This window comes from Streptomyces sp. IMTB 2501 (assembly GCF_001953885.1).
In the GTDB taxonomy this organism is placed as follows: Bacteria; Actinomycetota; Actinomycetes; order Streptomycetales; family Streptomycetaceae; genus Streptomyces.
Genome location: NZ_MQUS01000006.1, coordinates 264,250 through 290,180 on the forward strand (window position 1 = coordinate 264,250; position 25,931 = coordinate 290,180).

The 25,931-nt window shown below is 72.1% G+C and carries 23 protein-coding genes; 8 read left to right on the plus strand and 15 right to left on the minus strand.

Features of this window, described 5'->3' with window-relative positions; genetic code table 11:
• Positions 1-268 precede the first annotated feature (268 nt).
• The 3 genes from AV521_RS13385 to AV521_RS13395 all read right to left on the minus strand — a co-directional run bounded on the left by AV521_RS13385 (position 269) and on the right by AV521_RS13395 (position 3,321).
• A complete protein-coding gene (locus AV521_RS13385; RefSeq protein WP_076087871.1) occupies positions 269-1,648 on the minus strand; it encodes an XRE family transcriptional regulator in 1,380 nt (459 codons plus the stop codon).
• A 334-nt stretch (positions 1,649-1,982) separates the two neighbouring features.
• The gene (locus AV521_RS13390) at positions 1,983-2,477 is read right to left on the minus strand and encodes a DUF3017 domain-containing protein (RefSeq protein ID WP_079249236.1); all 495 of its coding nucleotides are present in this window, start codon (positions 2,475-2,477) and stop codon (positions 1,983-1,985) included.
• Positions 2,467-3,321 (minus strand): bifunctional methylenetetrahydrofolate dehydrogenase/methenyltetrahydrofolate cyclohydrolase, encoded by an 855-nt coding sequence (locus AV521_RS13395; RefSeq protein ID WP_076087873.1) that lies wholly within the window; start codon positions 3,319-3,321, stop codon positions 2,467-2,469. Before AV521_RS13395 ends, AV521_RS13390 begins: the two co-directional genes overlap by 11 nt.
• A 265-nt stretch (positions 3,322-3,586) precedes the next feature.
• Between AV521_RS13395 and AV521_RS13400 the strand changes: the two genes are divergently transcribed.
• From AV521_RS13400 to AV521_RS13415, 4 genes are all read left to right on the plus strand, one after another.
• Positions 3,587-4,138, plus strand: a complete 552-nt coding sequence (locus AV521_RS13400) for a hypothetical protein (RefSeq protein WP_076087875.1) — start codon at positions 3,587-3,589, stop codon at positions 4,136-4,138.
• Between the two features lie 151 nt (positions 4,139-4,289).
• Positions 4,290-5,039 (plus strand): FHA domain-containing protein, encoded by a 750-nt coding sequence (locus AV521_RS13405; RefSeq protein ID WP_076087876.1) that lies wholly within the window; start codon positions 4,290-4,292, stop codon positions 5,037-5,039.
• The gene (locus AV521_RS13410; RefSeq protein ID WP_076087877.1) at positions 5,036-6,577 is read left to right on the plus strand and encodes a protein kinase; all 1,542 of its coding nucleotides are present in this window, start codon (positions 5,036-5,038) and stop codon (positions 6,575-6,577) included. Before AV521_RS13405 ends, AV521_RS13410 begins: the two co-directional genes overlap by 4 nt.
• 109 nt (positions 6,578-6,686) lie before the next feature.
• Positions 6,687-7,157: a hypothetical protein gene (locus AV521_RS13415; protein WP_076087879.1), complete on the plus strand. Its 471-nt coding sequence runs from the start codon at positions 6,687-6,689 to the stop codon at positions 7,155-7,157.
• 6 nt (positions 7,158-7,163) lie between these two features.
• Here the strand turns inward: AV521_RS13415 and AV521_RS13420 are convergent, their stop codons facing one another.
• Entirely contained in the window at positions 7,164-7,403 is a 240-nt protein-coding gene (locus AV521_RS13420) for a DUF397 domain-containing protein (RefSeq protein WP_076087881.1), read from the minus strand.
• Entirely contained in the window at positions 7,381-8,235 is an 855-nt protein-coding gene (locus tag AV521_RS13425; RefSeq protein WP_179023057.1) for a helix-turn-helix transcriptional regulator, read from the minus strand. Before AV521_RS13425 ends, AV521_RS13420 begins: the two co-directional genes overlap by 23 nt.
• Before the next feature lie 106 nt (positions 8,236-8,341).
• Between AV521_RS13425 and AV521_RS13430 the strand changes: the two genes are divergently transcribed.
• Together AV521_RS13430 and AV521_RS13435 are read left to right on the plus strand one after the other, a co-directional pair.
• Complete coding sequence (locus AV521_RS13430) at positions 8,342-8,551, plus strand: hypothetical protein (RefSeq protein WP_076087883.1); 210 nt, start codon at positions 8,342-8,344, stop codon at positions 8,549-8,551.
• A complete protein-coding gene (locus AV521_RS13435; protein ID WP_076087884.1) occupies positions 8,548-8,922 on the plus strand; it encodes an ATP-binding protein in 375 nt (124 codons plus the stop codon). The genes AV521_RS13430 and AV521_RS13435 overlap by 4 nt, the downstream gene beginning before the upstream one ends.
• A gap of 67 nt (positions 8,923-8,989) precedes the next feature.
• Here AV521_RS13435 and purH read toward each other — a convergent pair whose 3' ends face one another.
• Complete coding sequence (gene purH, locus AV521_RS13440; protein ID WP_076087886.1) at positions 8,990-10,570, minus strand: bifunctional phosphoribosylaminoimidazolecarboxamide formyltransferase/IMP cyclohydrolase; 1,581 nt, start codon at positions 10,568-10,570, stop codon at positions 8,990-8,992.
• Positions 10,567-11,205, minus strand: coding sequence for a phosphoribosylglycinamide formyltransferase (gene purN, locus AV521_RS13445; RefSeq protein ID WP_076087888.1), 639 nt, complete (start codon positions 11,203-11,205; stop codon positions 10,567-10,569). The genes purH and purN overlap by 4 nt, the downstream gene beginning before the upstream one ends.
• A 294-nt stretch (positions 11,206-11,499) precedes the next feature.
• On the opposite strand from purN, the gene AV521_RS49260 reads away from it, so the two are divergent.
• Positions 11,500-12,357, plus strand: coding sequence for a hypothetical protein (locus tag AV521_RS49260; protein ID WP_076087890.1), 858 nt, complete (start codon positions 11,500-11,502; stop codon positions 12,355-12,357).
• Between the two features lie 52 nt (positions 12,358-12,409).
• Here AV521_RS49260 and AV521_RS13455 read toward each other — a convergent pair whose 3' ends face one another.
• On the minus strand, positions 12,410-14,011 hold the full coding sequence (locus tag AV521_RS13455) for a DUF6350 family protein (protein WP_371917029.1): 1,602 nt from the start codon (positions 14,009-14,011) through the stop codon (positions 12,410-12,412).
• On the opposite strand from AV521_RS13455, the gene AV521_RS13460 reads away from it, so the two are divergent.
• Positions 13,955-15,097 (plus strand): RNA polymerase sigma factor, encoded by a 1,143-nt coding sequence (locus AV521_RS13460; protein WP_371917030.1) that lies wholly within the window; start codon positions 13,955-13,957, stop codon positions 15,095-15,097. The genes AV521_RS13455 and AV521_RS13460 overlap by 57 nt on opposite strands.
• Positions 15,098-15,201: 104 nt before the next feature.
• On the opposite strand, the gene sucD is transcribed toward AV521_RS13460, so the two are convergent.
• The 7 genes from sucD to AV521_RS13500 all read right to left on the minus strand — a co-directional run bounded on the left by sucD (position 15,202) and on the right by AV521_RS13500 (position 25,894).
• Complete coding sequence (sucD, locus tag AV521_RS13465; protein WP_076087893.1) at positions 15,202-16,086, minus strand: succinate--CoA ligase subunit alpha; 885 nt, start codon at positions 16,084-16,086, stop codon at positions 15,202-15,204.
• A 27-nt stretch (positions 16,087-16,113) separates the two neighbouring features.
• Entirely contained in the window at positions 16,114-17,295 is a 1,182-nt protein-coding gene (gene sucC / locus AV521_RS13470; RefSeq protein ID WP_076087895.1) for an ADP-forming succinate--CoA ligase subunit beta, read from the minus strand.
• A 457-nt stretch (positions 17,296-17,752) separates the two neighbouring features.
• Positions 17,753-19,648, minus strand: coding sequence for a hypothetical protein (locus tag AV521_RS13480; RefSeq protein WP_076087897.1), 1,896 nt, complete (start codon positions 19,646-19,648; stop codon positions 17,753-17,755).
• A 195-nt stretch (positions 19,649-19,843) separates the two neighbouring features.
• Positions 19,844-20,695: a hypothetical protein gene (locus AV521_RS13485; protein WP_076088059.1), complete on the minus strand. Its 852-nt coding sequence runs from the start codon at positions 20,693-20,695 to the stop codon at positions 19,844-19,846.
• 173 nt (positions 20,696-20,868) lie between these two features.
• Positions 20,869-22,047: a VWA domain-containing protein gene (locus AV521_RS13490; protein WP_256725535.1), complete on the minus strand. Its 1,179-nt coding sequence runs from the start codon at positions 22,045-22,047 to the stop codon at positions 20,869-20,871.
• Positions 22,044-24,743, minus strand: coding sequence for a DUF5682 family protein (locus tag AV521_RS13495; protein WP_076087901.1), 2,700 nt, complete (start codon positions 24,741-24,743; stop codon positions 22,044-22,046). The genes AV521_RS13490 and AV521_RS13495 overlap by 4 nt, the downstream gene beginning before the upstream one ends.
• Positions 24,740-25,894: an AAA family ATPase gene (locus AV521_RS13500; RefSeq protein WP_076087903.1), complete on the minus strand. Its 1,155-nt coding sequence runs from the start codon at positions 25,892-25,894 to the stop codon at positions 24,740-24,742. The genes AV521_RS13495 and AV521_RS13500 overlap by 4 nt, the downstream gene beginning before the upstream one ends.
• Positions 25,895-25,931: the final 37 nt, after the last annotated feature.

The window sequence follows — 25,931 nt, forward strand, 5'->3', positions numbered from 1 at the left end:
CCGGCATGCGAGACGTACGGGGCCCTGTGGCTCGCCCCACAAGGCGGAATCCAAGGCGGAACCCGACGCGGAAACCGAAGGGCGCACGCGTGTCGGAACGAAAAGGGCGGCCGCCCGTCCGGGAGAGGGGGAAAGGACGGAGGCGGCCGCCAGGTGGGGGTACCGGATGCCGGACTCCCGTGGGGGTATCCCACGCGTGCCCGGGATCCGCCCCTCCATGCGCCCGCCCCCGGAATTTCACCCACCCGATTTCCTGCTTCGCGCAGTCCTACTTCGTGCACCCCGTTCGCCCCGACGCCAGCGTCGCGCACGCCTTGGCCTGAGCCGGGTCCGGCACGGCGACCATCGGGGTGTACGCGATGGTGTCGCCCACCCCGCTGGTCTCGCCCGTCTGCCGGACCCGGCCGGCGGAGACCTGGACCTTGTCGCCCTGGCCTGCGCCGGTGATCCGGCCCCAGGCGGCGCCGCAGGCCTTGCTGTAGCGGACCTCCAGGGTGGTGGTGCCGATGACGGCGGTCTTGGCGGTGGTCACCAGGTCGCCGCTGCACCCCATGGCCTCGGCGTCCTTGCCGTCGCAGGCGGAACCGGCGCACTTGACGCCGGGCGGCGGGCTCGCCTGCGTCGCGCTCGGGGACGGCTTGGCGGCGTTCTCGTGCCGCGCACCTCCCCGGTTGGTGACGTAGAAGACGGCGGCGATGACGACGAGCACACCGACGAGCCCCGCGACGAACATGACCACCCGCTGCCGGCCGGCACTCCCCCGGGCCGCGGTGCCTCCCCCGGAGGGGGTGCCCCCAGCGGGGGAGGCCACCGGTGCCTGTCCGTCGTACGGGTTCGGGGTGCCCGGGGTCCGGCCGGGCCCGTCGGGCGAGGCGCCGGGCCGGGCACCGCTCACGGGAGCGGCACCGCCCGAGGCGGCGGCGCCACCCGCCCCGGTGCCGGGGCGTGCGCTCGCCCGGGACGGGCCCTGATACCCGGCCAGGCCCCAGGAGTTGGCGCCCGAGGTCCCGCTGCCGCTCCCGGCACCGTCACGGTCGCCCGGAGCGCGGCCCGTGCCCTCGCGAGCGTCGGCGTCCGGGGCCGTCGGCTGAGGCGGAATCGTCGGGGAGACACCGGCCGGACCGGCGATCCCCATGGCCGCACCGATACCGGTACGACCCGTACGACCGGATGCTCCTCCACCCGTACGACCCCCACCCGTACGACCGGACGAGTCGGCACCCCCACGTCCCGACGAGTCGGCACCCCTACGACCGGACGAGTCGGCACTCGTACGGCCCGACGGCCCCCCGGTGGCCTCCGCCGCCCCGAACTCCCCGAGTGCGGCGCGCGCCTGGGAGATGCGGATCGCCTCCATGGTGCGGTCGTGCCGCATCTCCGCCCGGCTCCAGGCGCGTTCGGCCAGCTCCCACATCGTGGTCAGATGCACGGGATTGGTGCCGGTGACCTCGGCGAGCGCGACGATCGCGCCCTTGGGCGCGAGAAGCCGGCCGCCCAGATAACGCTCCCAGGACGTCTTGCTGTAGCCCGTGCGGTCGGCCAGTGCCGCGACGCTCAGGCCGCTGCGGTCCACGAGCCGGCGCACCTGGCTGGTGAACTCCTTGATCTGCGGGTCCAGATCCTCGGGCAGGTCTTTCCAGCGAGGCATCGGTTCCCCCCTCTTCCCCCCGGTTTCAGTGCTCTTGGTCTCGCGCCCGGCCCCCGGACCGCCCCGCGTTCCGGTACCCGTGCTGGCTACCCACAGGGATGCGCTGCCTAAGGATCCCAGTTCCCGGAGTGGGGGCGCACGGGTGCATCGGCGGGGGCGCGCGGGCACCGTAGCGGAACGGTCACTTCCGTGCCACAGCGCAAGAACAGGCGTTGAACAGGCAGTTCACAGGCGGAAGGCTGATTCCGGGCGGCGGTTCGTCCTTCCTCGGGGGAGAGGACGAACCGCCGTTCAGCCGCCCGGTGGCACCGCTACTTCTCACGCACGGACGGCGCTACCTGTTGCTGCTGAGCGTGAAGTGCAGGGTGTCCTTCAGGAACGGGACCACGATCCACGGCTTGGGCTGGGCCATCAGCGCCAGCAGGACGATCGCGAGGCCGAGGATGCCGTAGGTGGCGATGTCCGTGAACCGCGAGCGTACGGCGAGCATGCCGACGCCGGGCAGTATCCAGCGCATGACCGCGCCGGCCAGCAGGGCGGCGCCGATCAGCAGGCTGCCGACGCGGAACAGGTCGAGCGAGGTCAGCAGCAGGCCGAGCGCGACCGCGCCGAGCACGACGAGCAGGGGCCACTGCCGCGCCGGGGCCGGGGCGTCGCCGCGCGCGGCCCGGCCGCCGCCCTCCGGTCGCGCGGTGTCCCGTGTGATCCGCGGGAACCGGCGGGTGATCCGCTGGGGCCGCTCCCCGCCGTGCTCCGTACCGCGGGTGACCGCCCCCGCGCCCTTCGCTCCGCGGGTGACCGCCCCCGCGCGGGCGTCCTCAGCCGGCACTGCGCTCCGCCGCCTCGACCACGTTGACCAGCAGCTGCGCCCGGGTCATCGGGCCCACCCCGCCGGGGTTCGGAGAGATCCAGGCGGCCACCTCGGTCACGTCCGGGTGAACATCGCCGACGATCTTGCCCTCGGCGTTGCGCGAGACGCCGACGTCCAGGACGGCGGCGCCCGGCTTGACGTCCTCGGCACGGATCAGATGCGGGAATCCGGCGGCCGCGATGATGATGTCGGCCCGCTTCAGGTGGGCGGACAGATCGCGGGTGCCGGTGTGGCACTGGGTCACGGTGGCGTTCTCGCTGCGCCGGGTGAGCAGCAGCGGCATCGGCCGCCCGATGGTCACGCCACGCCCGACGACCACGACCTCGGCGCCCTTGATCTCCACTCCGTGGGCTCGCAGCAGGCTGAGGATGCCGTTGGGGGTGCAGGGCAGCGGCGCGGGCTCGTTGAGGACAAGCCGTCCGAGGTTCATCGGATGCAGGCCGTCGGCGTCCTTGGCCGGGTCCATCAGCTCCAGGATGCGGTTCTCGTCGATGCCCTTGGGCAGCGGCAGCTGGACGATGTAACCGGTGCAGGCCGGGTCCTCGTTCAGCTCTCGGACGACCGCCTCGATCTCCTCCTGGGTCGCGGTGGCCGGAAGTTCGCGCTGGATGGAGGCGATGCCGACCTGCGCGCAGTCGCGGTGCTTGCCGGCGACGTACTTCTGGCTGCCGGGGTCGTCCCCGACCAGGATCGTGCCGAGGCCGGGCGTGACGCCCTTCTCCTTCAGCGCCGCCACGCGGGCGGTCAGATCGGACTTGATCGCGGCTGCGGTGGCCTTGCCATCGAGAATCTGGGCGGTCATACCTCCATCCTCGCGGATGACCCGGCCCGGGTTCCAATCCGGGTGACCGGACGACGTACCGCATTGTCAGCAGATGATCAATGATGTTGCACTTGCACAACACCTGGGCCGTCCGGCTGGACAAGTCAGTAATCGGTCAAGAACCATGGGCAGCACAGTGCAGCGGGCAGCTCAACGGGGGGACGGACCGCATCTGTAGAAACTCTCCTCCGTGCAGTGCCGCTCCTCGTCCCCAGCACTCGAAATCAACGGAGGAAACACCGCCATGAGCTTCGGCGACCCGAACAACCCCTACGGGGCCCCGCAGGGGCAGCAGCAGGGCTACGGCTACCCGCAGGGCCAGCAGCAGCCCGGCTACGGCTACCCGGCCGCCCCGCCGGTCCAGCAGCCGTACGGCGCCGGCGCCCCGATGACGACCATGCCGGGCAACGTCAACACGGCCCGCGTTCTGCTCTGGGTGATAGTCGGCCTGCAGGTGCTGGGTGTGGCGGTCTTCGCCTTCGGCGCCCTGGCCATCGACAAGGTCAAGAAGGAAAACTCCGTCCCGGCGCTCTCCAACTACCCGGTGGGCGTCCTGTGGGCCTTCGCGGCGCTCGCGCTCGCGTGGCTGGTGTGGGCGGCCGTCCTGGCGACGAAGTTCACCACCGGCGGCAACGGCCTGCGCGTCACCACGCTCGTCTTCGGCATCATCACCGCGGTGCTCGCCCTCTACCCGTTCACGATTCTGGGCATCATCCACCTGGTGCTCGGCATCCTGATCGCCTGCTTCGTCGGCGGCGCCAACGGCAAGGCCTGGTTCAACCGCGCGCGGTACTGAACCCGCCCGCGCGACAGACCAGTTCGCGCCATTCCGCGCCGAGGGCCGTGTCTCACCCGTCCAGGGGGAGGCACGGCCCCGGTGTCTCCCCCTAGTCTGGCTGGCGTAGCCGTACCGGCCGGCGTGGCCGTCAGGCTCGGGGAGACGCACTTTGTACAGCATCATCGTCGTACCTCCGCCGGCCCCGGAGGACCGACCGCACCGCAGCCAGATCCGGCTCGCCCCCGGTGAGCGCCTCACCTTCGGGCGGGCGTCCGACAATGATCTGACGATCCCGCACGACGGGGTCTCACGCCGGGCGGGCGAGCTGAGCGCGCAGGGCGCGTTCTGGATACTGAGCAACCTGTCCACGCACCAGACGTATGTCGTGGAGAACCCGGAAGGCGCCGGCGAGCACATCAAGGTCGGCCCGGGCCGGCTGGAGGCGCCCATCCCGTTCGAGTTCTCGCGGATCGTGCTGCCCGCCGCCGGTGACCTGCTGACGATCGAGGTGTGGGCGCCGCGCCACGACTACCTGCGCGACGGTGACGGACCCGACGGCGACCCCACCGCCCCCGCCTTCTCCGTCGACCGCACCAAGCGCTACTTCGCCGTCCTGGCCGCCCTGTGCGAACCCCGGCTGCGCGGCGACCCGCACGCCCCGCTGCCCACCGTCGACCAGGTCGTCGACCGGCTGCGCCCCGCCTGGCCGGCCGCCTCGCGCACCTCGGTGCAGTGGAACATCGACTACCTGGCCGTGAAGCTGCGGCTCAAGCCCGGCCCGGACACCGCGGACACCGGTCCCCGCCTCAACGGCAAGAAGGAGTCCCTGGTCTCCCTGGCGCTCCGCTTCGACCTGGTGCGGGAGGACGATCTGGTCGTGCTGTCCGAATCCGGATCCCCGAGCCGGACGGCCCCGTGACCGAGCCGTACGCCGTGCCGGTACCCAGGGGCTACCGGGTCGGCGCCTGGGAGGTGCGCGAGCCGATCGCGACGGGCGCCTTCGGCAGCGTGTACGGCGGCAGGCGCAGCGGCGACGGCGACGGCGAACTGCCGCCCACCGCCGCGCTCAAGTTCCTGCCCACCGGCACCGGCACCCCGCGTCAACTGACCCATCTGCGCGAACTCATCGAGCGCGAGGTCGACCTGCACCGCCGGCTCAGACGGCCCCGGCTGATCCGGATGTACGAGACCCTGGTCGTCGACGACCCGGCCCGCCCCGAACTCGACGGCGCCACCGTCCTCGTACTGGAGAAGGCGGAGCACTCCCTGTCCGCGCTGCTGGACGCGGAGCCCCGCCCGTCCGCCGGCCCCGTCCTCCTCGCGCAGATCTGCGAGGGCCTGGCCCAGCTGCACCACGCCGGCTGGGTGCACGGAGACCTGAAACCGGCCAACGTGCTGCTGATGAAGGACGGTTCGGCACGGCTGACCGACTTCAACATGGCGGCGGAGCTGGAGGGCACGCACGCGTACACGCCCGCCTTCTCGACGCCCGACTACACACCCCCCGAACTCCTCTGGTCCGAGATCGGTGAACGCGGCCGCCGTATCCGCCCGTCGGCGGACGTATGGGCCTTCGGTGTCCTGGCGCATCTGGTCCTGACGGACTCCTTCCCTCTCCCCGGAGGCACCCCGACCGCCCGCCGCGACGCGGCCGCCGCCTACGCCCGCGGCACCGACGAACTGCGTCTGTCGCCGGAACTCCCCGACGCCTGGCGGGAGATCGTGCGTGACTGCCTGACCCGTACGCACGCCGACCGCATCGGCACGGACGCGCTGCTGCGCCGTGTCGAGACGGCGGCCGGGACGGGCCGCTCCCCCCGGCTGCCCCGGCTGTTCCGGCGCCGCAGACGCCGGCAGGCGGCGATCGCCGGGGCCGCGGCCGCGACGGCCGCCGTGGCGGCCCTCGGCTACGGCATCAGCACCTGGGCCTCCGGCGGCAACGACGGTTCGACCGACGCGTCCTCCGCAGGCTACGGCGCCTCGGAACTCCGCACCGACCAGGGCGTTCCGGTCGAATATCGCCGGCTCATCGTGAACTCGGCCCACACCTGCGCCCAGCCCGACGTCACGCCCCCGCTCATCGCGGCGATGCTGAAGTCCGAGAGCAACTTCGACCCGAACCTCTCCGACCCCGGCAACCAGGAGTTCGGTATCGCCCGCTGGACCCCAGGTGTGCTGCGCTGGTGGATGCGCGACGACGGCGTCCCCGCGTCGGCGACACCCACGCCGCCACTGAGCCCCTCCGTGTCCATCCCGGCCATGGGCCGCTACCTGTGCTTCATCGACTCCCATCTGAAGGACGGTCTGCCCGGCGACAAGCGGTTGCTGGTCGCAGCCGGCTACCGGACGTCGTACAGGAAAGTGAACGACACGGGCGGAGTTCCCCCGAAGTACCGCGACTACTGCGCCCGTGTCGCCCACTACCTCAAGGAGTACACGCCGCCGGGAAAGACGTGACCCTGAGAGTTCCGAGGTACCGGCTGACGGGATAGGGCGGCACGGTGGAACCACTCCGCCAAGGCGTCACGGCGGAGTGACCAACACCGTTCGTTCACATGGGGGAATCGTGAACATCGCCAAGCCCGCCGCGCTGCTCGTCGCGGCCACCGCCCTGCTCGCCGGCTCCACGGTCGCGGCCACCGCCGCCACACCCGACGGCGTCCGGGTCACCGGCGTGCAGCAGGTGGCCGACCAGGTCCTCACCGGGCACCCGAAGGCGCTCTCGGCCTCCGCCGACAAGGTCCGGTACGACGGCCTGACCCTCACCAAGGCCCCGAAGGGGAAGGTCACCGCCAAGGACCTGGACTGCGCCTACGGGCACCTGTGCATGATCGTCAAGGGCACCAAGTTCGACTTCTACAAGTGCCAGACCTGGACCGTCAACAACTGGACCGGCGACGGCCCGTTCACCAACAACCAGACGCCGGGCACGGTCGCCAGCTTCTACAACCAGGACGGCAGCACCCGCTGGACGTCGACGGCGTACGAGGCCGGAAACGCGACGTGGGACCCGATCTACTCCCTGCGTCCCTGCTGACCTGACCTAGCGGGACAGTCGGCGGTCTCCGGCCCCCTCGGGGGAGGGCCGGAGACCGCCGACGAAGCATGCCCAGGCGGGGGCGGGGAAGAGGAGGACGGGGCCGTCCGGGTTCTTGGAGTCGCGGACGGGGATGAGGGCAGGGAAGGTGTTGGCGACTTCCAGGCAGTCGCCACCCTCTTGGTTGCTGTAACTGCTCTTGCGCCAGGTGACGGAACCTAGGTCAATCCCCTTGCTGCGCCGCATCTCTGTACGTCCTCACTGCTTCTTCCAACAGAGCCAGGGACGCCTCGGGAGACAGCGCGACGGCCCTGAGCAGATCGTATCTACGACGGTACTGCTGCACGTGAGCCGGAAAGTCGACGATCTGTCCGGTGAAATCACCCTCCGTGTACACCATCGGCGGGGCGTCAGCGAAGGTCATGATCTTGGCCATGCCGTGATTGAGCGGGTGCCAGGGGATCGTTTCCGGCACGACTTGAAGAATGCTCCGCGTGGACCGGATGACATCAAGGATGTGCTCCACCTGCTCGGCCATCACCTCCGGAGGAAGCGGCGTGCTCTGGATGACCGACTCCCGCACGATCCCCCAATAGGTGGGCCTATCCTCGCGTTTCCACAACTCCGCACGCGCCAATCGTGCCCGGATCCGCTCCTCGGCCTCCTCTGGTGGCAGCTCCGGATCCCCCCACCGAATCAGCCCCCGAAAGTACGCTCCGGTTTGCAGAATCCCCGGGACGACATTGGGCGCCCACTCCTCCAGCGTCTGCGCCTGCTTCTCCATGTCGGGGACGTCCGCGTAGAACCACGCGTGCCCCACCTGCCGCGCCTTGGCGGCATCTTCACACCGCCGCTCGAAAAACCCGTCCGTCTCCAGCCGCTTGTCCACATGCAGGGCCAGATCCATCGGCATCCGGCGCTCACCGCGCTCGATCTGGCTGAGGAACGAGATCCCCCGGAAACTCCCCTCGGCCAACTGCTCCAGCGTCAGCCCGGCCGCCTCCCGCTTGAAGCGCAACTCGGCGCCGTAGAAGCAGGGGACGCTCACCGAGGCGTCGGGATCCTTACGCGCAGGCACAACTCACCACCGCCGTTTACCAGTTACCCAGCGCAACCGAAACGTCTTCCAAGGTAGGGCAACTGACGCCACTCTGTGAGCGATTCATCACAGAAAGGCACAGGCCATGCAGCCCCGCCCCCTCAACGCCACCGAAACCGAGGTCGTACAGCTCCGCGACGCCCTGAAGGCGAACGGCATCACACTGCCGTCCCTCGGCGTCGACCTGGTCACCTTCGCGAGCTCGTACGCCAAGCCGCTCATCTACCTCGGGAACTGCGACGCGGAGACAGCCCGCACCCTGACGGAGGCCCTGCGCAAGGCCGCCGGCCGGTGAACCCACTGATCCTCGATCTGCTCGCGCTGCCCAAGGCCGTACCGGAGGTGCGCCGTGCGGTCAGCGAGCATCTGGGCGACGGCCCGTGCCAGGAACTACAGCTCTGCGTCGGCGAGTTGCTGGCCAATGTGATCAACCATGTCGGCGAGGGCACCCCGGTCACGGTACGGCTGACCCGCCAGGAAGGCGGCCGTACCCGACTGGAGGTCACCGATCCCGACGCCCACGCCTGGCTCGTACGACGAAGCCCCGGCGCGGACGAGGAGTCCGGCCGGGGCCTGTTACTGATCGACGCCGTGGCCCTGGGCTGGGGCGTGGAGCACGGCCCCGGTGGCAAGACCGTGTGGTGCGAACTGCCCGGCGAGGGCTAGTGCCGGGAGACGGTCCCGGCACGGATATCCGTACAGAAGTCCCAGTGCCCCCGACCCCTCGGTGAGGTCAGTGGAAGAAGTGGCGCGTGCCCGTGAAGTACATCGTCACGCCCGCCTTCTTGGCGGCCTCGACGACCAGTTCGTCACGGATCGAGCCGCCCGGCTGGACGATCGCGCGGACACCGGCGCCGATGAGGATCTCCGGGCCGTCGGGGAAGGGGAAGAAGGCGTCGGAGGCCGCGTAGGAGCCGCGCGCCCGCTCCTCGCCGGCCCGCTCGACCGCGAGCTTGCAGGAGTCGACGCGGTTGACCTGGCCCATGCCGACGCCGACCGAGGCGCCGTCCCTGGCGAGCAGGATCGCGTTGGACTTGACGGCCCGGCACGCCTTCCAGGCGAAGGCCAGGTCCTTCAGCTCCGCGTCGCCCAGCGCCTCGCCGGTCGCCAGCGTCCAGTTGGCGGGATCGTCGCCGTCGGCCTGGAGCCGGTCGGTGACCTGGAGCAGCAGACCGCCGTCGACCTGCTTGGCCTCGACCCGGTTGCAGGGCGCGCCCGGGGCCTTCAGGACCCGGATGTTCTTCTTCCTGGCGAGGGCCTCCAGGGCCCCCTCCTCGTAGTCCGGCGCGACGATGACCTCGGTGAAGATCTCGGCGACCTGCTCGGCCAGCTCCTTGCTGACCGGCCGGTTCACGGCGATCACGCCGCCGTACGCGGAGACCGGGTCACAGGCGTGGGCCTTGCGGTGCGCCTCGGCAACGTCCGAACCGACCGCGATACCACAGGGGTTGGCGTGCTTGATGATCGCGACGCACGGCTCGTCGTGGTCGTACGCGGCACGGCGGGCGGCGTCCGTGTCCGTGTAGTTGTTGTACGACATCTCCTTGCCGTGCAGCTGCTCGGCCGCCGCGAGACCGCCGGTGCCGTCGACGTAGAGGGCGGCGGGCTGGTGCGGGTTCTCGCCGTAGCGCAGGGTGTTGGCGCGCTCGAAGGTGGCACCGAGGAAGTCGGGGAACTGCGACTCGTCGACGGGGGCGTACGAGGACGCGAACCAGGAGGCGACGGCCACGTCGTACGCGGCGGTGTGCTGGAAGGCCTCGGCGGCGAGCCGCTTGCGTGCGGCGAGGTCGAAGCCGCCGTCCTTGACGGCCGCGAGGACGTCGGCGTACCGCTCGGGGCTGGTGACCACGGCGACCGACGGGTGGTTCTTGGCGGCGGCGCGGACCATGGACGGCCCGCCGATGTCGATCTGCTCGACGCACTCGTCGTCGCTCGCGCCCGAGGCGACGGTCTCGCGGAACGGGTACAGGTTCACGACGACGAGGTCGAACGGCTCCACACCCAGCTCGGCGAGCTGCTCGCGGTGGCTGTCCAGCCGCAGGTCGGCGAGGATGCCCGCGTGCACCTTCGGGTGCAGGGTCTTCACCCGGCCGTCCAGGCACTCGGGGAAGCCGGTCAGCTCCTCGACCTTGGTGACGGGGACACCGGCGGCGGCGATGCGGCCTGCCGTGGACCCGGTGGAGACCAGTTCCACACCGGCCTCGTGCAGCCCGCGGGCCAGCTCTTCCAGCCCGGTCTTGTCGTAGACGCTGACGAGCGCGCGGCGCAGGGCCCGCTTGCCGCTCTCGGCCGTGACGGTGCTCTCGGCGGTCACAGGATTACTACCTTTCGTCCCTCAATGCGATGGCCGTTGCGGGCGATCCGCCCCACGACCTCGACGAGCAGCCTTCGCTCGACTTCCTTGATGCGCTCGTGCAGCGCGCTCTCGTCGTCCTCGTCCCGGACCTCGACCACGCCCTGAGCGATGATCGGGCCGGTGTCGACGCCGTCGTCGACGAAGTGGACGGTGCAGCCGGTGACCTTGGCGCCGTACGCGAGCGCGTCGCGGACACCGTGGGCCCCCGGAAAACTGGGGAGGAGGGCGGGATGGGTGTTCACGAACCGCCCGCCGAAGCGCGCGAGGAACTCCTTCCCCACGATCTTCATGAACCCGGCGGAGATCACGAGGTCGGGCTCGTACGCCGCCACGGCCCCGGCGAGGGCGGCGTCCCACTCCTCGCGGCTGTCGTGGTCCTTGACCCTGCACACGAAGGTCGGCAGTCCGGCCCGCTCGGCGCGGGCCAGCCCCTCGATACCCGTGCGGTCGGCCCCTACGGCGACGATCCGTGCGCCGTACCGCTCGGCTCCGGTGCGCTCGATCTCGTCCAGGAGCGCCTGCAGATTGGTACCGGATCCGGAGACCAGCACGACGAGGCGCTTGACCGCGGGGCCAGCGGGGGTGGCGGCCACGATGGGGCCCTTTCTCGGGTGGCGACGGGTCCGGCCGGCGCCTCGAACCTCGTTCTGTACATTCATACGAATGCTTCGCGCCCTGTGATACGGGGAAGTCTACGAAGCGGCCGACCGTCAGCAACGATACCGGCACCTGGGAAGGCCCCCACGGGACGGGGGCTTGGCCGGAAGGTAGCGTTCGCAAGGAATCACGAAGGGGCAGCCCTGGGAACGCGGTGGTCGTACGGTGCGTTGTCGGGGTGGAAGCTCATATCGGACAGCCGTATTCACCTAGGGGAAGACGCTCTTTTGATGCCCGATCGCAGCCTGCGACTCCTCACGTTCCCTCCGCACCCGCCCCAGGGAGGCGAGCGTGGCACCGCCCTGCTGCGTGAACGCCCGGCGTCTCCTCCGGAGGCTGGGCAGGGCGACGCGGGTCAGGGCGGGCACGGCGGTCAGGGTGGCCGTGACGGTGACGGACCGGGCGGGGGTCGGCAAGGCGACGGCCGCGGGGGTGACGGTCGCGGGGGCGGGCAGCAGGACGACAATCCGTTCGCGCCGCCGCCCGAGGATGCCCCGGACCGGCCCTGGCAGCCCCGGCACCCCGAAGGCTCCCAGGGCCACGGCCATGGTCACGGCCCTGCGGGCGGCTCCCCGTGGGGCGGCCAGTGGAGCGACCGCCAGCCCGGGCGCTCCCCCGGCGGCTTCGGCGAGCGGCCCGGCGGCGGCCCCCAGGGGCCCGGCGGACCGGCCGGCCCCGGTATGCGCTGGGACCCGACCGACCCCGCCCAGCGCCGCGCGCGCTACGCGCTGCTGTCCGGCATGTGGGCCGTCTTCTTCGCGCTGTTCAGCTGGCCGTACGTGGCCCTGCTGCTGGGTGTGCTCGCTCTGTACTGGGGCGTCAGCGCGCTGCGTGCCAAGCCGCGCGGCACGAACCCGGACACCCCGCCGGCACCCGGCGCCGGGCGCCCCCAGACGACAGCGGCCGTCGGCGGTCTCCTCACGGCCTCCCTGGCCCTGGTCCTGGTGGCCTCGACCTTCACGGTCCAGTTCGTCTACCGGGACTACTACACGTGCGTCAACGACGCCCTCACCCACGAGGCCAAGCAGTCCTGTGACCGTCTGCTCCCGCAGCAGCTGCGGGGCGTCTTGGGGGCCGGCGACAGCTGAGGCCCCGCCCGCGTAGCCGTAGCTGAGCTGCGGGCACGGGATTCGGGGCGGGTCAGTGGGGCGGTGTGTCAGGGGGTTCCGGGGTGTCCGGCGCCGGGTCGGTGGGAGCGGCTGGAGGCTGCGGCTCCGCGTCGGTGGGGCTTGCCGGGGTTTCGGTGGGGGCGTGCGGGTCGGCAGGTTCTTGCAGGGCCGGCCGGCGGGAGACACGTGCCAGGTCGTCGTCCAGGTCCGAGGGGAACGGATCGTCGGCCGGGAGGAAGTCGTACAGCTCCTCCTCGTCGCCACCGGTCGTCCCGGACGCCGTCTCCGGCCGCGCGGAATCCTTTCCCTTGCCCGGCTCCCTGCCCTTGCCGCCCTTGGCCGTCTCCTTACCCTGGGCCGCCGCCTCGCCCTCGGCTCTGATGGTCTCTGTGTCCGGACCCGCTTCCGTGGTCTTGGCCGAACCCTTCGTCTTCGGCTCCCCCTCGTCCGTTCGGTTCCGAGTCCGCAGCCCCCACACCCGCCACCCACGTACCACGAGCGCCACCGGCATCGCGAACGCCGCCGTCCACGCCCCCGCCGCTCCCCCGGCCTTCCACCACACCGGCCCGAAGCTCGCCAGCGCGGCGACGCCCAGCGGCCCGCCCGCCAGCTCGGCGAGCAGGGCGAAGGCCGCCGCGCAGACCGCCGCCGTCAGCAGCACCACCCCGGCGGTACGCAGGAACGACCAGCGCGCCGAGACCGGTACGCCGGGCTCCGCCCAGTCCATGGCCCCCCGCGCCACGAACCACCCCGCCGTCACCCCGGCCGCCGCCGGCACCACGCCCCCCGCCCAGTTCAGCAGCGTCCCGGCACCCGGATCCGGCACCGCCGCCAGCAGCGGGAACGGTGGCAGCAGCGGGGCCGGATCGGAGGCGAACGGGTGCACCAGATGCCCGGCGCCGAGAAGGAACCCGGGGCCGAGCGCGTAGGAGGCGGCCCACACCGCCGCGTTGGGGATCAGGGCCATACCGAGCATCAGCACCGCGAACCGCCCCGTCCACCCCTCCGTCAGCTGGAGGAAGGACACCCGCGCCAGATCGCCGTGCCACACCAGCGACACCCCGAGCAGCAACGCCCCGCCGCCGCAGAGCACCGCCATCGCCGCGCCCGTGGCCCGTACGGCCGTACCCAGCCGGGCACGCGCGTCCGCGCCGAACACCACCCGCCGCACCGGCCCCGGCACCACCACCAGCACCCGCAGCACCGGTTCGCGCGGGCTGCCGTAGGCCGACCACACCCCGGCCGCCGCCGCACCCGCCGCGACCAGCGGCAGACATACCGTCACCCCGGCCCACGAGGGGCGCAGTTCGCCGTCCGAGCAGTACAGCGCGATCGCGGCGCCGACGCCGAGGTAGCCGAGGACGACCCCGGTCCACACCGTGCACGCCGGTACCGGCGGCGGACCGTCGGCGTCGTCGGGCGGGTCCACCGCGTCCCTGGCCGCCCGGTACACCCGCCACACGGGCAGCGCCAGCAACAGCAACGGCGTCACGCCCACCGGCATGGGCGCCCCGGAGAGCGTGTCGGTACGGACCAGTTCGACTCCGTGCGCCAGCAGCCACAGCGCGGCAGCGACGTGCAGCGCGCCGCCCGGGCCGCTGTCGGGGTACGGCGAGCTGACCCACAGCGCCATCAACAGCACGGCGAACGAGGCGACGCCGAGCCCGGCCGCGACGGCGCCGCCCAGGAAGCTCGCGGCGAGTCCGGGCTCGCGGTCCCGCATCCGAGCCAGCAGGGGCGAGAGCGAAGTGCGGTGAACGGTCATCAGATTCACGCACTCCATGCTCCCAATGACACGCGCTTTCCCGTCGCAACGGGCGAACCACCGATGTGTCGCTCAATATATGTTTATCTGCTTTTTCGTACGAAAGGGTGCACAGTGACGAAGCTGACGCAGGATCAGCCCCTGACGCCGCCTCAGGCCTTCGACGCGCTGTACGCGTTCTGCGCCCCCGCCCTCGTACGCCAGACCTATCTGCTCACCGGGCGCCGGGAGCTGGCCCGCGAGGCTGTGGAGCGGGCCTTCCAGCTGGCCTGGCAGCGCTGGCCCGAGGTGGCCCGGGACCGGGATCCGGGGAGCTGGGTGCGGGCGGCGGCGTACGACTGTGCGCTCTCGCCGTGGCACCGCTTCCGCCCCCGGTACCGGCACACGGAGCCGCCGCCCGCCGATCCGGCCGACCGGGCGCTGCTGAACGCCCTGCTGGAACTTCCGCCCTCGTACCGGCGCACGCTCGTCCTGTACGACGGTGTGGGCCTCGATCTCCCGGCGACGGCGGCGGAGACGGAGGCCAGCACGCCGGCCGCCGCGAACCGGCTGACCCACGCCCGCGAGGCGGTGGCCGCGCGGCTGCCGGAACTGAACGACCCCGGCGAGCTGCACCGCCGGCTGCTCGGACTGGCCTCGGCCGAACGGCTGCGCGCGGCCGGGCCGGAGCCGGTGCGGCGCGAGGGCGAGCGGCGGAACGTGTTCTGGACCCGGGCGGCGATCGCGTTCACGGGGACGATCGTCGGTGCGACGACGCTCACGCTGTGGACGGCGCCGACGCATTTCGAGGCACCGATCGCTCCGGCCCAGGCGGTGGAGGGGGTTCCGCCGGTCGGGATCATGGGGCCGCTGCTGCCGATGGGGCCGCCGCCCCCGAGGGAACAGGCGCGGCGGGCGAAGGTACGGAACGCTGCCGCGGGGAGGCCGGATCGATTGGCACCGCTGGCCGGATGAGCGGCGATGCGTCTGCCTGCGAACTGCGGTGCTGCCGACTGCGTAAAACGCGGTAGGCCCGCCCCAGCCAACGGGACGGGCCTACCGACAGGGAGCTGAGAAGTTCAGCCGCCCAGGATCTCGCGGGCGAGCTTCGCCGTCTCGGTCGGGGTCTTGCCGACCTTGACGCCCGCGGCCTCCAGGGCCTCCTTCTTGGCCTGTGCGGTGCCGGAGGAGCCGGAGACGATGGCGCCGGCGTGGCCCATGGTCTTGCCCTCGGGCGCGGTGAAGCCCGCGACGTAACCGACGACCGGCTTGGTCACGTTCTCCTTGATGAACGCGGCCGCACGCTCCTCGGCGTCACCACCGATCTCACCGATCATCACGATGATCTCGGTCTCCGGGTCGTCCTGGAAGGCAGCCAGGGCGTCGATGTGGGTGGAGCCGATGATCGGGTCGCCACCGATGCCGACGGCCGTCGAGAAGCCGATGTCACGGAGCTCGTACATCATCTGGTACGTCAGCGTGCCGGACTTCGAGACCAGGCCGATGCGGCCCGGCTTGGTGATGTCGCCCGGGATGATGCCGACGTTCGACTGGCCCGGGGTGATGATGCCGGGGCAGTTCGGGCCGATGATGCGGGTCTTGTTGCCCTTCTTGCCGGCGTACGCCCAGAAGGACGCCGTGTCGTGCACGGCGATGCCCTCGGTGATGACGACGGCCAGCGGGATCTCGGCGTCGATGGCCTCGACGACCGCGTCCTTGGTGAACTTCTCCGGCACGAAGATGACGGAGACGTTGGCGCCGGTGGCCTTGATGGCCTCCTCGACGGTGCCGAAGACCGGTACCTCGGTGCCGTCGAACTCCACGGTGGTGCCCGCCTTGCGCGGGTTCACGCCGCCCACGACGTTCGTGCCGTCGCCGAGCATGAGCTTGGTGTGCTTCATGCCGGTGGCACCCGTCATGCCCTGGACGATGACCTTGCTGTCCTTGTTGAGCCAGATAGCCATGGTGTGTTGTGTCCTCGTCCTGAGTGCTTACTTGGCGGCGTGGGCCAGCTCGGCGGCCTTGTCGGCCGCGCCGTCCATGGTGTCGACGCGCTGCACCAGCGGGTGGTTGGCGTCCGTGAGGATCTGTCGGCCCAGCTCGGCGTTGTTGCCGTCGAGGCGGACGACGAGCGGCTTGGAGACGTTCTCGCCGCGGTCCTCCAGGAGCTTCAGGGCCTGCACGATGCCGTTGGCGACCTCGTCGCAGGCCGTGATGCCACCGAAGACGTTCACGAAGACGGACTTGACGTCCGGGTCGCCCAGGATGATCTCCAGGCCGTTCGCCATGACCTGGGCGGAGGCGCCACCGCCGATGTCCAGGAAGTTGGCGGGCTTGACGCCACCGTGGTTCTCACCGGCGTACGCGACGACGTCCAGGGTGCTCATGACGAGACCGGCGCCGTTGCCGATGATGCCGACCTCGCCGTCGAGCTTGACGTAGTTGAGGTTCTTCTCCTTGGCAGCGGCCTCAAGCGGGTTGGCCGCGTCCTTGTCGTGGAGCTCCTCGTACTCGGGGTGGCGGAATTCGGCGTTCTCGTCGAGCGACACCTTGCCGTCGAGGGCGATGACGTCACCGGAGGCGACCTTCGCGAGCGGGTTGACCTCGACAAGGAGGGCGTCAGACTTGATGAAGGTGTCCCACAGCTTGACGAGGACGTTCGCGACCTTGTCCGCGACCTCGGCCGGGAACTTGGCGGCCGCGACGATCTCGCGGGCCTTGGCCTCGTCCACACCGTCGATCGGGTCGATCGCCGTCTTGGCGACGGCCTCGGGGCGGGTGGCCGCCACCTCCTCGATCTCCACGCCGCCCTCGACGGAGGCGATGGAGAGGAAGGTGCGGTTGGCACGGTCGAGGAGGAAGGAGACGTAGTACTCCTCGATGATCTCCGGAGCGGTCTCGGCGATCATGACCTTGTGGACCGTGTGGCCCTTGATGTCCATGCCGAGGATGTCCGTCGCACGGGCGACGGCCTCGTCCGCGGAGGCGGCCAGCTTGACGCCACCGGCCTTGCCGCGACCACCGACCTTCACCTGCGCCTTGACGACGGACTTGCCGCCCAGACGCTCGGTGATCTCGCGCGCCGCCTCAGGCGTGTCGATGACTTCACCGGCCAGCACCGGTACATCGTGCTTGGCGAAGAGGTCCCTCGCCTGGTACTCGAACAGGTCCACGCGCTTCCGTCCCTATCAGTGATCTCGCGGTTCGTTGGATGCGTGGGCGTGCCGCGAAGGGCAACGTGACGTCCGCTTGTCACAAGGGAGGCGCACACGGTGTCCGAGCGCGCGGCATGTCCGTCTCGCAGGTTATCGCCGCTTGCGGGGGCTCCCTAAATCGAGGGTCACACCCGAGCGGTGATACCTGTCACATGATGCCGGATTTCCTGGCACGCCGTGCCGATGGATCAGGGCGGAACGCATCCGGATCTGGGGCTTCGGGGCGATGTGTGAGGCCTCACCGGGCTGGGGTTGACCCGGTGAGGCCCCGGGGACGGCCCCGGTGGTTCCGGAGCCGGGGCGGTTGATCCCCACCCCAATGGGGACCACCCGCCCGGGCCGCGGGGCCCCGGCCGGACGGACCGACGGAATTCGGCCGTCCGGGTCCGGCACCCCACGGAGCGCTTCGGGGTTGTCAGCCCTGGTATCGGATGCCCGATGCGGCGCCCCGCACGCCGTACGGGTCCTGGAGGTGCGTCGTCGGTACGGCCGTACGGGCGGCCCCTGCGGCTCCGCCGACGGCGTGCCCGGCGAGCGGGCCACCGGCGTCCCGGACCGTGCCCTGGAGGTCGTACGCGAAGGACTCGGCCTGCTGAGCGAGCGGCGCGGCGGTGCCGGTGACGCCCGCCGCGTAGGGCCCGGTCTCGCCCGTGATGCCGTGGGCCAGGCCGGCCGTGCTCCCGACGGTCCCGTCGGCGACCGGCCGCACGGTCCCGGCGACCTGGCCGGCCACGGGCGTCACGGTGGACGTGACGGTGCCGGCCGCCTGGTGCACGGTCCCGGTGGCGGTGTCGGTGAGGGGCGTGGTCGCACCCGTGACTCCGGCCGCGAAGGGCGGCAGCTGCGCGGTCGCGCCCTCGGCGAAGTCCCCGGTCTGCGCGGTCAGGCCGTACGCGAGCGGCGGTACGGCGCCGACGGCACCGCCCGCGAAGGGCTGCGCGTCACCGGCCACACCGTGACCGAGGGTGCCCGCGTCGACGACGGCCTGCCCGGCGACCGGCACGACCCCGTGCACGACACCGGCGGCCACCGGGGGCAGCACGGCCTCCGTGGCGTTCTGGGCGACCTGCCCGACCAGCCCGCCGGCATACGACGTCGCGTCCGCGGCCACCGGCCGCACATCACCGACGGCACCCGTGGCGACCCCGTGAACCCCGGAGACGGCACCCCCGGCGGTCCCGTACCCACCGGAGACGGCGCCCTCGGCGACGCCCAGCGCACCGGAGACGGCGCCCCCGGCGACTCCCCGCACGGCGAAGGCGGCGTCCTGGGCGGTCCCGTATCCACCCGTCACGGCGTGTCCGGCCGTGCCCTGTACGCCCGCCACCGCCTGACCGGCGACCGGCACGGCGCCGTGCACCGCCGCGGAGGCCACCGGCGGGACGACGGCGGCGGTCGTCTCGTCCACCACCGGGGTCACCGCGCCGGGCACGGCCCGGACCGTGCCGACGACCCGCTGCTCGACACCCGTGGCCGTACCGGTGACCTGGGCGGGCACCCCGGCGACGGAGGCCTCGGCCGCGCCGGTCGCCCCGGCGGCCGTACCGCGCGCGACGGCCGCGGCACCGGCGGTCCGGCCCTGCGCGCCGGCGACGGTCCGCTGCGCCGTCGTCCGTACGGCACCCTCGACGCCCTGCGCCTTCGCGCGGGCGGCCGCCTGCGTGACCTGGAGCTTGGTCTGAGCGGCCGCCAGGGCCTCCTCCACCTCGGGGGCGAAGGAGGAGAGCGGGCCGAAGAGGTAGTCGATCCCGTCCTGAGCGGTGCCGTGCGGAGCGGCCTGGGACACGGTCGAAGCGGCGTGCGCCGCCGCGTGGGTGACGTGCCCGGTGACGTGCCCGGTGCCGTGCGTGCCGTCGGACTGGACGCGGGCCTGGGCGTGCGCCTGCGCCTTACGGGCCGCCTGGGCGCCCCTGACGGCCTCGGCGCCCCGGATCTTCGCGGCGGCCGGAACCTTGGCGTCGACGTAGCGGTGGGCCTGGTCGACGGTTCCGGTGGCACTGCCGGTGGTCCGCGTCGACTGCAGGGACTGCGTGGCCTGGGCGGCGGTACCCGACACGGTCGAGGTGGCCGAGGCGGCCGTGCCGGTCAGGCCGGAGACGGTCTGTCCGACGGTGTTCTGGACGCCGGAGACGGTGTCGTGGACACCGCTGAGGACGCCGTCGACCGTCCCGGCGACGGAGTCGGTGCCCGCGTCCGATGCGGACACGGAAGTGCTGGACAGTTCGTCGGCACTGGCGACGGACGAGCCGAGTGCCCATGCGCCGGTGACCCCGGCGGCTATCACGATCGAACGACGGATGTTCTTGTTCATTGCGTGCGTCAAGTCCTTCGAAGGCAGCTGGAAGCAGCTGGAAAGAGCTGGAAACGGCTAGGGGTTCCGTCCGGAGGCCGCTCAACGCGAGACATATGAGCGCGGATTGCGCTGGTCACTGGGGGTCCGGACGGACGGGCAGACCTGTTCCGCCCCCGCGCGACAGGTCCGTGGCGGGGAGGTCGGCCGTGCTGCCTAGCCGGGGAAGACGGGGATGTCCCGGTGCCGTTCCCGGGTGCGGGGCGCGTCGACGCACGCGGTGATGCCGGGCGTGAGCCGCAGGGGCGCCCGGTGGTCCAGGGCGACGGCGTACGCGTCGCCGTGACGGGACACATTGCCGTCGGCTGCCTGCTTGCCGAGCAGACCGTCCGGGTCCCCGGTGGGCGCGGGCCGGCCGGGGGCACCCACGGCGGCGGTGCCGTGCCGGGCCAGGGTGTGCGTCACGGGCTGCGGCACGGAGATGGCCCCCGGGCCGTACCAGGCGACCGGCGCCGGTGCGCCGACGGCGGAACGGTCCGCGTGAGCGTGGGCCCGGGCGCCGGCGTGCCGCTGCTTCTGCCCCACCGGGGCGAACACCGTCGCGTCACCGTGCCCCTGCGGGCGAGGCGCCGCCGACTGCGGCTCCGACGCCAGCTGGACGGGCGCGTCCGGGACTTGGGTCAGGTCGGGCAACGGCAGGGTGGGCTCGGATGTCCGTGGCTTCTCGACGGCTCGGGCGGCCGCGGCCTCAAGGGACCGGGACACCGTGGTCACCACGTCGCGCACGGGCGTGACGGACTGTTCACCGACCTTGCGCACGGGGGCGGCCACGCGCTCGGTGACCGTGCGGACCACCCGTACCGGGTTCTCATGGCCGGTCTCTCCGGGCCGCGCCGAAGTCACCTTCGCCGGCAGCGGGGTTCCGTCGGCCGCGTGCGCCTGTTCACCGCAGAGGAATCCCAGCGCGAACAGTCCGCCCACCAGCAGCGCCAGTTGGAGCGCACGCCGTCCCGCCGCCGTACGCAGCATGCGCACGGCGATACCAAGGAAGGCTGCTGGGAAGGTCAAGGAGACGGACATCCTCGGATCGGCACGGCACGGGCTCCACCGATCCTTGCACGGCACGCCCGAGGCGGCGCAACCCCCCCTTCCCCATGGGTACTCATGTCCGTTTTCCCCTCTTCTGCATCGCTACTTCTGCATCCCTCTTTTCCCGTTCCCCTCCTCTTTCGTGCCCGGCGTCACACGGTGTCCGGTATCGGCAGCGGCCGCTTCTCGAGTGCCGCGGCCATGACCTCGGGGAACAGACCGGGCGTACAGGCGAAGGCCGGTGCACCGAGCGCGGCGAGCGCCGCCGCGTGCTCCCGGTCGTATGCGGGCGCGCCCTCGTCCGACAGCGCGAGCAGCGCCACGAACTGCACCCCGGACGCCTTCATCGCCGCCACCCGCTTGAGCATCTCGTCGCGGATGCCGCCCTCGTAGAGGTCGCTGATCAGCACGACCACGGTCTCGGCGGGCCGGGTGATCTGGGACTGGCAGTAGGCGAGCGCCCGGTTGATGTCCGTACCGCCACCAAGCTGGGTGCCGAAGAGGACGTCGACCGGGTCGTCCAGCTGGTCGGTGAGGTCGACCACCGCCGTGTCGAAGACGACCAGCCGGGTGCTGATCGACCGCATGGAGGCGAGGACCGCGCCGAACACGGACGCGTAGACCACCGACGCGGCCATCGACCCGGACTGGTCGATGCAGAGCACGACCTCCTTCTTCACCGACCGCGCGGCGCGCCCGTATCCGACGAGCCGTTCCGGCACCACCGTGCGGTACTCGGGCAGGTAGTGCTTGAGGTTGGCCGCGATGGTGCGGTTCCAGTCGATGTCGTGGTGGCGCGGCCGGCTGATGCGCGCGCTGCGGTCGAGGGCGCCGGTGAGGGTGGCCCGGGTACGGGTCGCGAGCCGCTTCTCCAGGTCCTCGACGACCTTGCGCACGACCGCGCGAGCCGTCTCCTTCGTCGTCTCCGGCATCGCCTTGTTCAGCGAGAGCAGCGTGCCGACCAGGTGCACGTCCGCCTCCACCGCCTCCAGCATCTCCGGCTCCAGCAGGAGTGAGGCGAGGCCGAGCCGGTCGATGGCGTCGCGCTGCATGACCTGGACGACGGAGGCCGGGAAGTACGTGCGGATGTCCCCGAGCCAGCGGGCCACGGACGGTGCCGAGGCTCCGAGTCCCGCTGAACGGTCCCGGCCCGCCTGCGGTTTGTCCTCCTTGCCGTAGAGCGCGGCGAGGGTGCCGTCCATCGCCGCGTCCCGGCCGGACAGCGCGCATCCGGTGCCGTCGGCCTGGTCGCCGCCGAGCACCAGCCGCCAGCGCCGCAGCCGCTCCCGCACCGGATCGTCCGTGTCCGGCGGCATCGACTCGCTCCTCATGCGCCCACCTCCGCAAGGCTGTTGTCGTCCGTCGTCTCGAACAGGTCGTCCAGTCCGAGCAGCAGTCGCAGCACCGGCAGTACGGCGTCGGCGCGCTCGGTGTCCGGCTCGGCGGCGAAGCCGGGTGGCACGGCGCCGTGGGCGGCCCGCCCGGCCGCCCCATCTCCCGGTCCGCGCCGGACCAGTTCACCGAGCGTTCTGCGCACCCCCGGCTCATACGCCGCGAACGTGCGCCGCAGCAGCGGCAGTACGTCCGTGAACGCCGCCGCCGGCACCCCGGTCAGCCAGCTGTCCACCAGGCCGAGCAGCCGCTCGTCGTGCACCAGCAGCAGCCCTCCCCCGCCGCCGACGAAGCCCTCGATCCAGGCGGCCGCGTCGGCGGGCGGCGTCCCCGGCGACAGCGCGAGCCCCATCAACCGCGCGGCCTCCTCGGACCGCAACGCGCCGTCGTCCAGCAACAGCCGCACCGCCCGCCCCCGAAGCACACCGGGCACGCTGTCCCGCAACGACAAGGTCCGCAGGACGGCCCGCCAACGGTCCCGCAGATCACCTTGCCCGGCACCGGTGCCGTCGTGCGTGGCTGCGGGCAGCCGTGCGGCTGGGACGGCACGGGTGGGCGCAGCGACACCGGCACCCGCACCGGCGTCGGCGGGCTCCTGCCCACCGGCACCCACGCCCGGGCCGCCCCGACCCCCGGCACCGACGCGCTCCACCGCACCCGCGCCGCCGCCACCGACAGCGCCACCGGCACCGGCACCGGCACCGGCACCGGCACCGGCACCGGCACCGGACAGCGTCTCCGTCAGGAGCCCCACTGCCGTGTGCACGGCGTCCACGTGGCCGCGCATCTCGTCCGCCGCGTCCCTGTCGAGCGCGGCGCACGCCGGGGGCAGGCCGACGAAGATGCGCTCGGCGAGACCCGCGGCGACACCCGCCAGTGCACGGGTGTCCGTGCCGCGTACGTCGCCGTAGCGCAGGGAACGGACCAGGGCGGGCAGGGCCTGGGCGAGATGGCCGACGTCCGCGTCGAGCGCCGCGCGGTCGGCAAGTACCCGCATGACGACCGGCAGGGCGTCCGGCAGACCGGCGAGCAGGCACTGCTCGGCTAGCGCGGTGACGTCGGCGAGGGCGCCCGCGCCGGTCGCGTCGGCCTCGGCCTTGGCCTGCGCAGCGGCCAGTACGGTCGTCCCCCACACGCCCGCCTCGGCGACCCGCACCGACAGCTCCGGCTCCCAGCGCAGCCGCCAGGTCTCCCGGAACGTGCCCGTGTTCCCCCGGGACCGCGCGGGCTCGCCCCAGCCGATGCCGAGCAGCCGCAGCCGGTGCAGCAGCCTGCTGCGGCCGGCGTCGGTGTCGCCCCGCAGGTCCAGCTCCAGTTCGCGCTCCAGTGCCTCCGGTTTGAGTCGCAGCGCACGCTGTTGCCGGGCCAGATCGCGCTGCAGCGGTACCGCCGGCGCCGACTCCGGGACCTCGCCGAGGACATCGCCGACCACCAGCCGGTCGTGCACCAGCGCCAGCGGCACGTCCGAGCCCTCGCCCATCACCGCGCGCACCGCGTCGGTGGTCTCGCCCAGCCCGGGCAGCGGGCGGCCGCGCAGCGCCGCCAGGGTCTCGGCGAGCCGGACGGCCTCGATGACATGGGCGGAGGAGACGACCCGGTCCTCCTCGCGCAGCAGCCGGGCCACCTTGGTCAACCACCGCTCGACCGGCCGGTCCGGGGCGTGGAACAGATGGCCGTACCAGCCCGGCGAGTCGATGCCCGCGCCGTATCCGCTGGACCGGGCGAGCCGGCGGTGGGTCCAGGGCACCCAGGTCAGGTCGGTCTTGACCTTGGGCAGCCCCTTCAGCAGAGCCCGGTCGGCGGCGACGGTGGTCTTCTCGCGCAGCGCGGGCACATGCCAGGCGCCACAGACCACGGCCACCTCGTCCGCGAACTCCTTGCGTGCCGCGCGCAGTCGGAGCCGCATGTGCGCCTCGCGGACGAGGTCCCGGGCGTGCCCGCCCGCTCCGTACCGCTCGCGGAGCGCGCCCATGGCATCGGCCAGCGCGGCGAACGCGGCGTAAGGGTCCCGCTCGCCCGGGCCCCGGTGCTCGACGACGTCCTCCCACCAGCGTTCGGGATCGTCGTATCCGGCGGCCTCGGCGAGAACGGCGAGCGGGTCGACCCGGACCTGCTCCTCGGTGTCCCGACTCTGGTCGGTGTCCCGACTCTGGTCGGTGTCCCGGTTCTTGTCGGCGTCCCGGCTGTCGTCGTCTTTCTGCGGATCCGCGGCGGTCTCCTCGGCACCGGGTCCGGCCGGCGGTCCGCACCCGGCGGGAGCCTCCTTCTCCTTCTCGCTCTCCTCCCACGCGAGCGTGTGCGCGGCCGGCAGGTCGATGAAGTGGGCCGGGACGCCATGCTCCAGGGCCCAGCGGATCGCCACCCATTCGGGGCTGAACTCGGCGAAGGGCCAGAAGGCCGAGCGTCCTGGCTCGTCCACGGCATGGGCGAGCAGGGCGACCGGAGGTCGCAGGTCCGGGTCGGCGGCCAGCGGGATCAGTGCATCGGCCTCGGGCGGGCCCTCGATCAGGACGACGGCCGGCCGGGCGGCGTCGAGCGCGGTGCGCACCGCGCGGGCGGAACCGGGACCGTGGTGCCGCACCCCCAGGAGGAGCGGCCCGGAGTCATGGGCCTTGGGCCAGCGCGTGTCGTTCATGCGCTCACCTCCCGGCACGCGCGGTAGAAGTCCGTCCAGCCCTCGCGCTCGCGGACGACGGTCTCCAGGTACTCCTGCCAGACGACCCGGTCGGCCGCCGGGTCGCGCACGACGGCGCCGAGGATGCCGGCGGCGACATCGCCCGGGCGCAGGACGCCGTCACCGAAGTGCGCGGACAGGGCGAGGCCGTTGGTGACGACGGAGATCGCCTCGGCCGTGGAGAGTGTGCCGCTGGGCGACTTCAGTTTGGTGCGGCCGTCGGCGGTGATGCCGTCGCGCAGCTCGCGGAAGACGGTCACGACTCGCCGGATCTCCTCGATGCCGTCGGGCGCGGCCGGCAGGTCGAGGGAGCGGCCGATCTGGTCGACGCGGCGGGTGACGATGCCGACCTCTGCGTCGGCGCTCTCCGGCAGCGGCAGCACCACGGTGTTGAAGCGGCGGCGCAGCGCGCTGGACAGGTCGTTGACGCCTCTGTCCCGGTCGTTGGCGGTGGCGATGAGGTTGAACCCGCGGACCGCCTGGACCTCCTGGCCCAGCTCCGGAATGGGCAGGGTCTTCTCGGAAAGGATCGTGATCAGCGTGTCCTGTACATCGGCCGGGATACGCGTCAGCTCCTCCACGCGGGCCGTCATACCCTCGGCCATGGCGCGCATGACGGGGCTCGGCACGAGGGCGTCGCGGCTCGGTCCGTGCGCGAGCAGCTGCGCGTAGTTCCAGCCGTAGCGGATCGCCTCCTCCGGGGTGCCGGCCGTGCCCTGCACCAGCAGGGTCGAGTCGCCGCTGACGGCGGCTGCCAGGTGCTCCGACACCCAGGTCTTGGCGGTGCCGGGTACGCCGAGCAGCAGGAGGGCGCGGTCGGTGGCGAGCGTGGTGACCGCGACCTCGACGATCCGGCGCGGGCCCACGTACTTGGGTGTGATCACCGTGCCGTCCGGCAGGGTGCCGCCGAGCAGATACGTCGCCACCGCCCACGGCGACAGTTTCCAGCGGGCCGGGCGCGGGCGGTCGTCCTGCGCGGCGAGCGCGGTCAGTTCGGCGGCGAAGGCGTGCTCGGCGTGCGGGCGCAGCGCCTGTGCGCTTTCGCCGTCGCTCGGTTCGGCGGTGGTCGGTCGCACGGACGTGGATGTGGCAGACGCAGACGTGGCAGACATGGCAGACATGGCTGAGGCCCCCTCCAGCTCGGCCGGT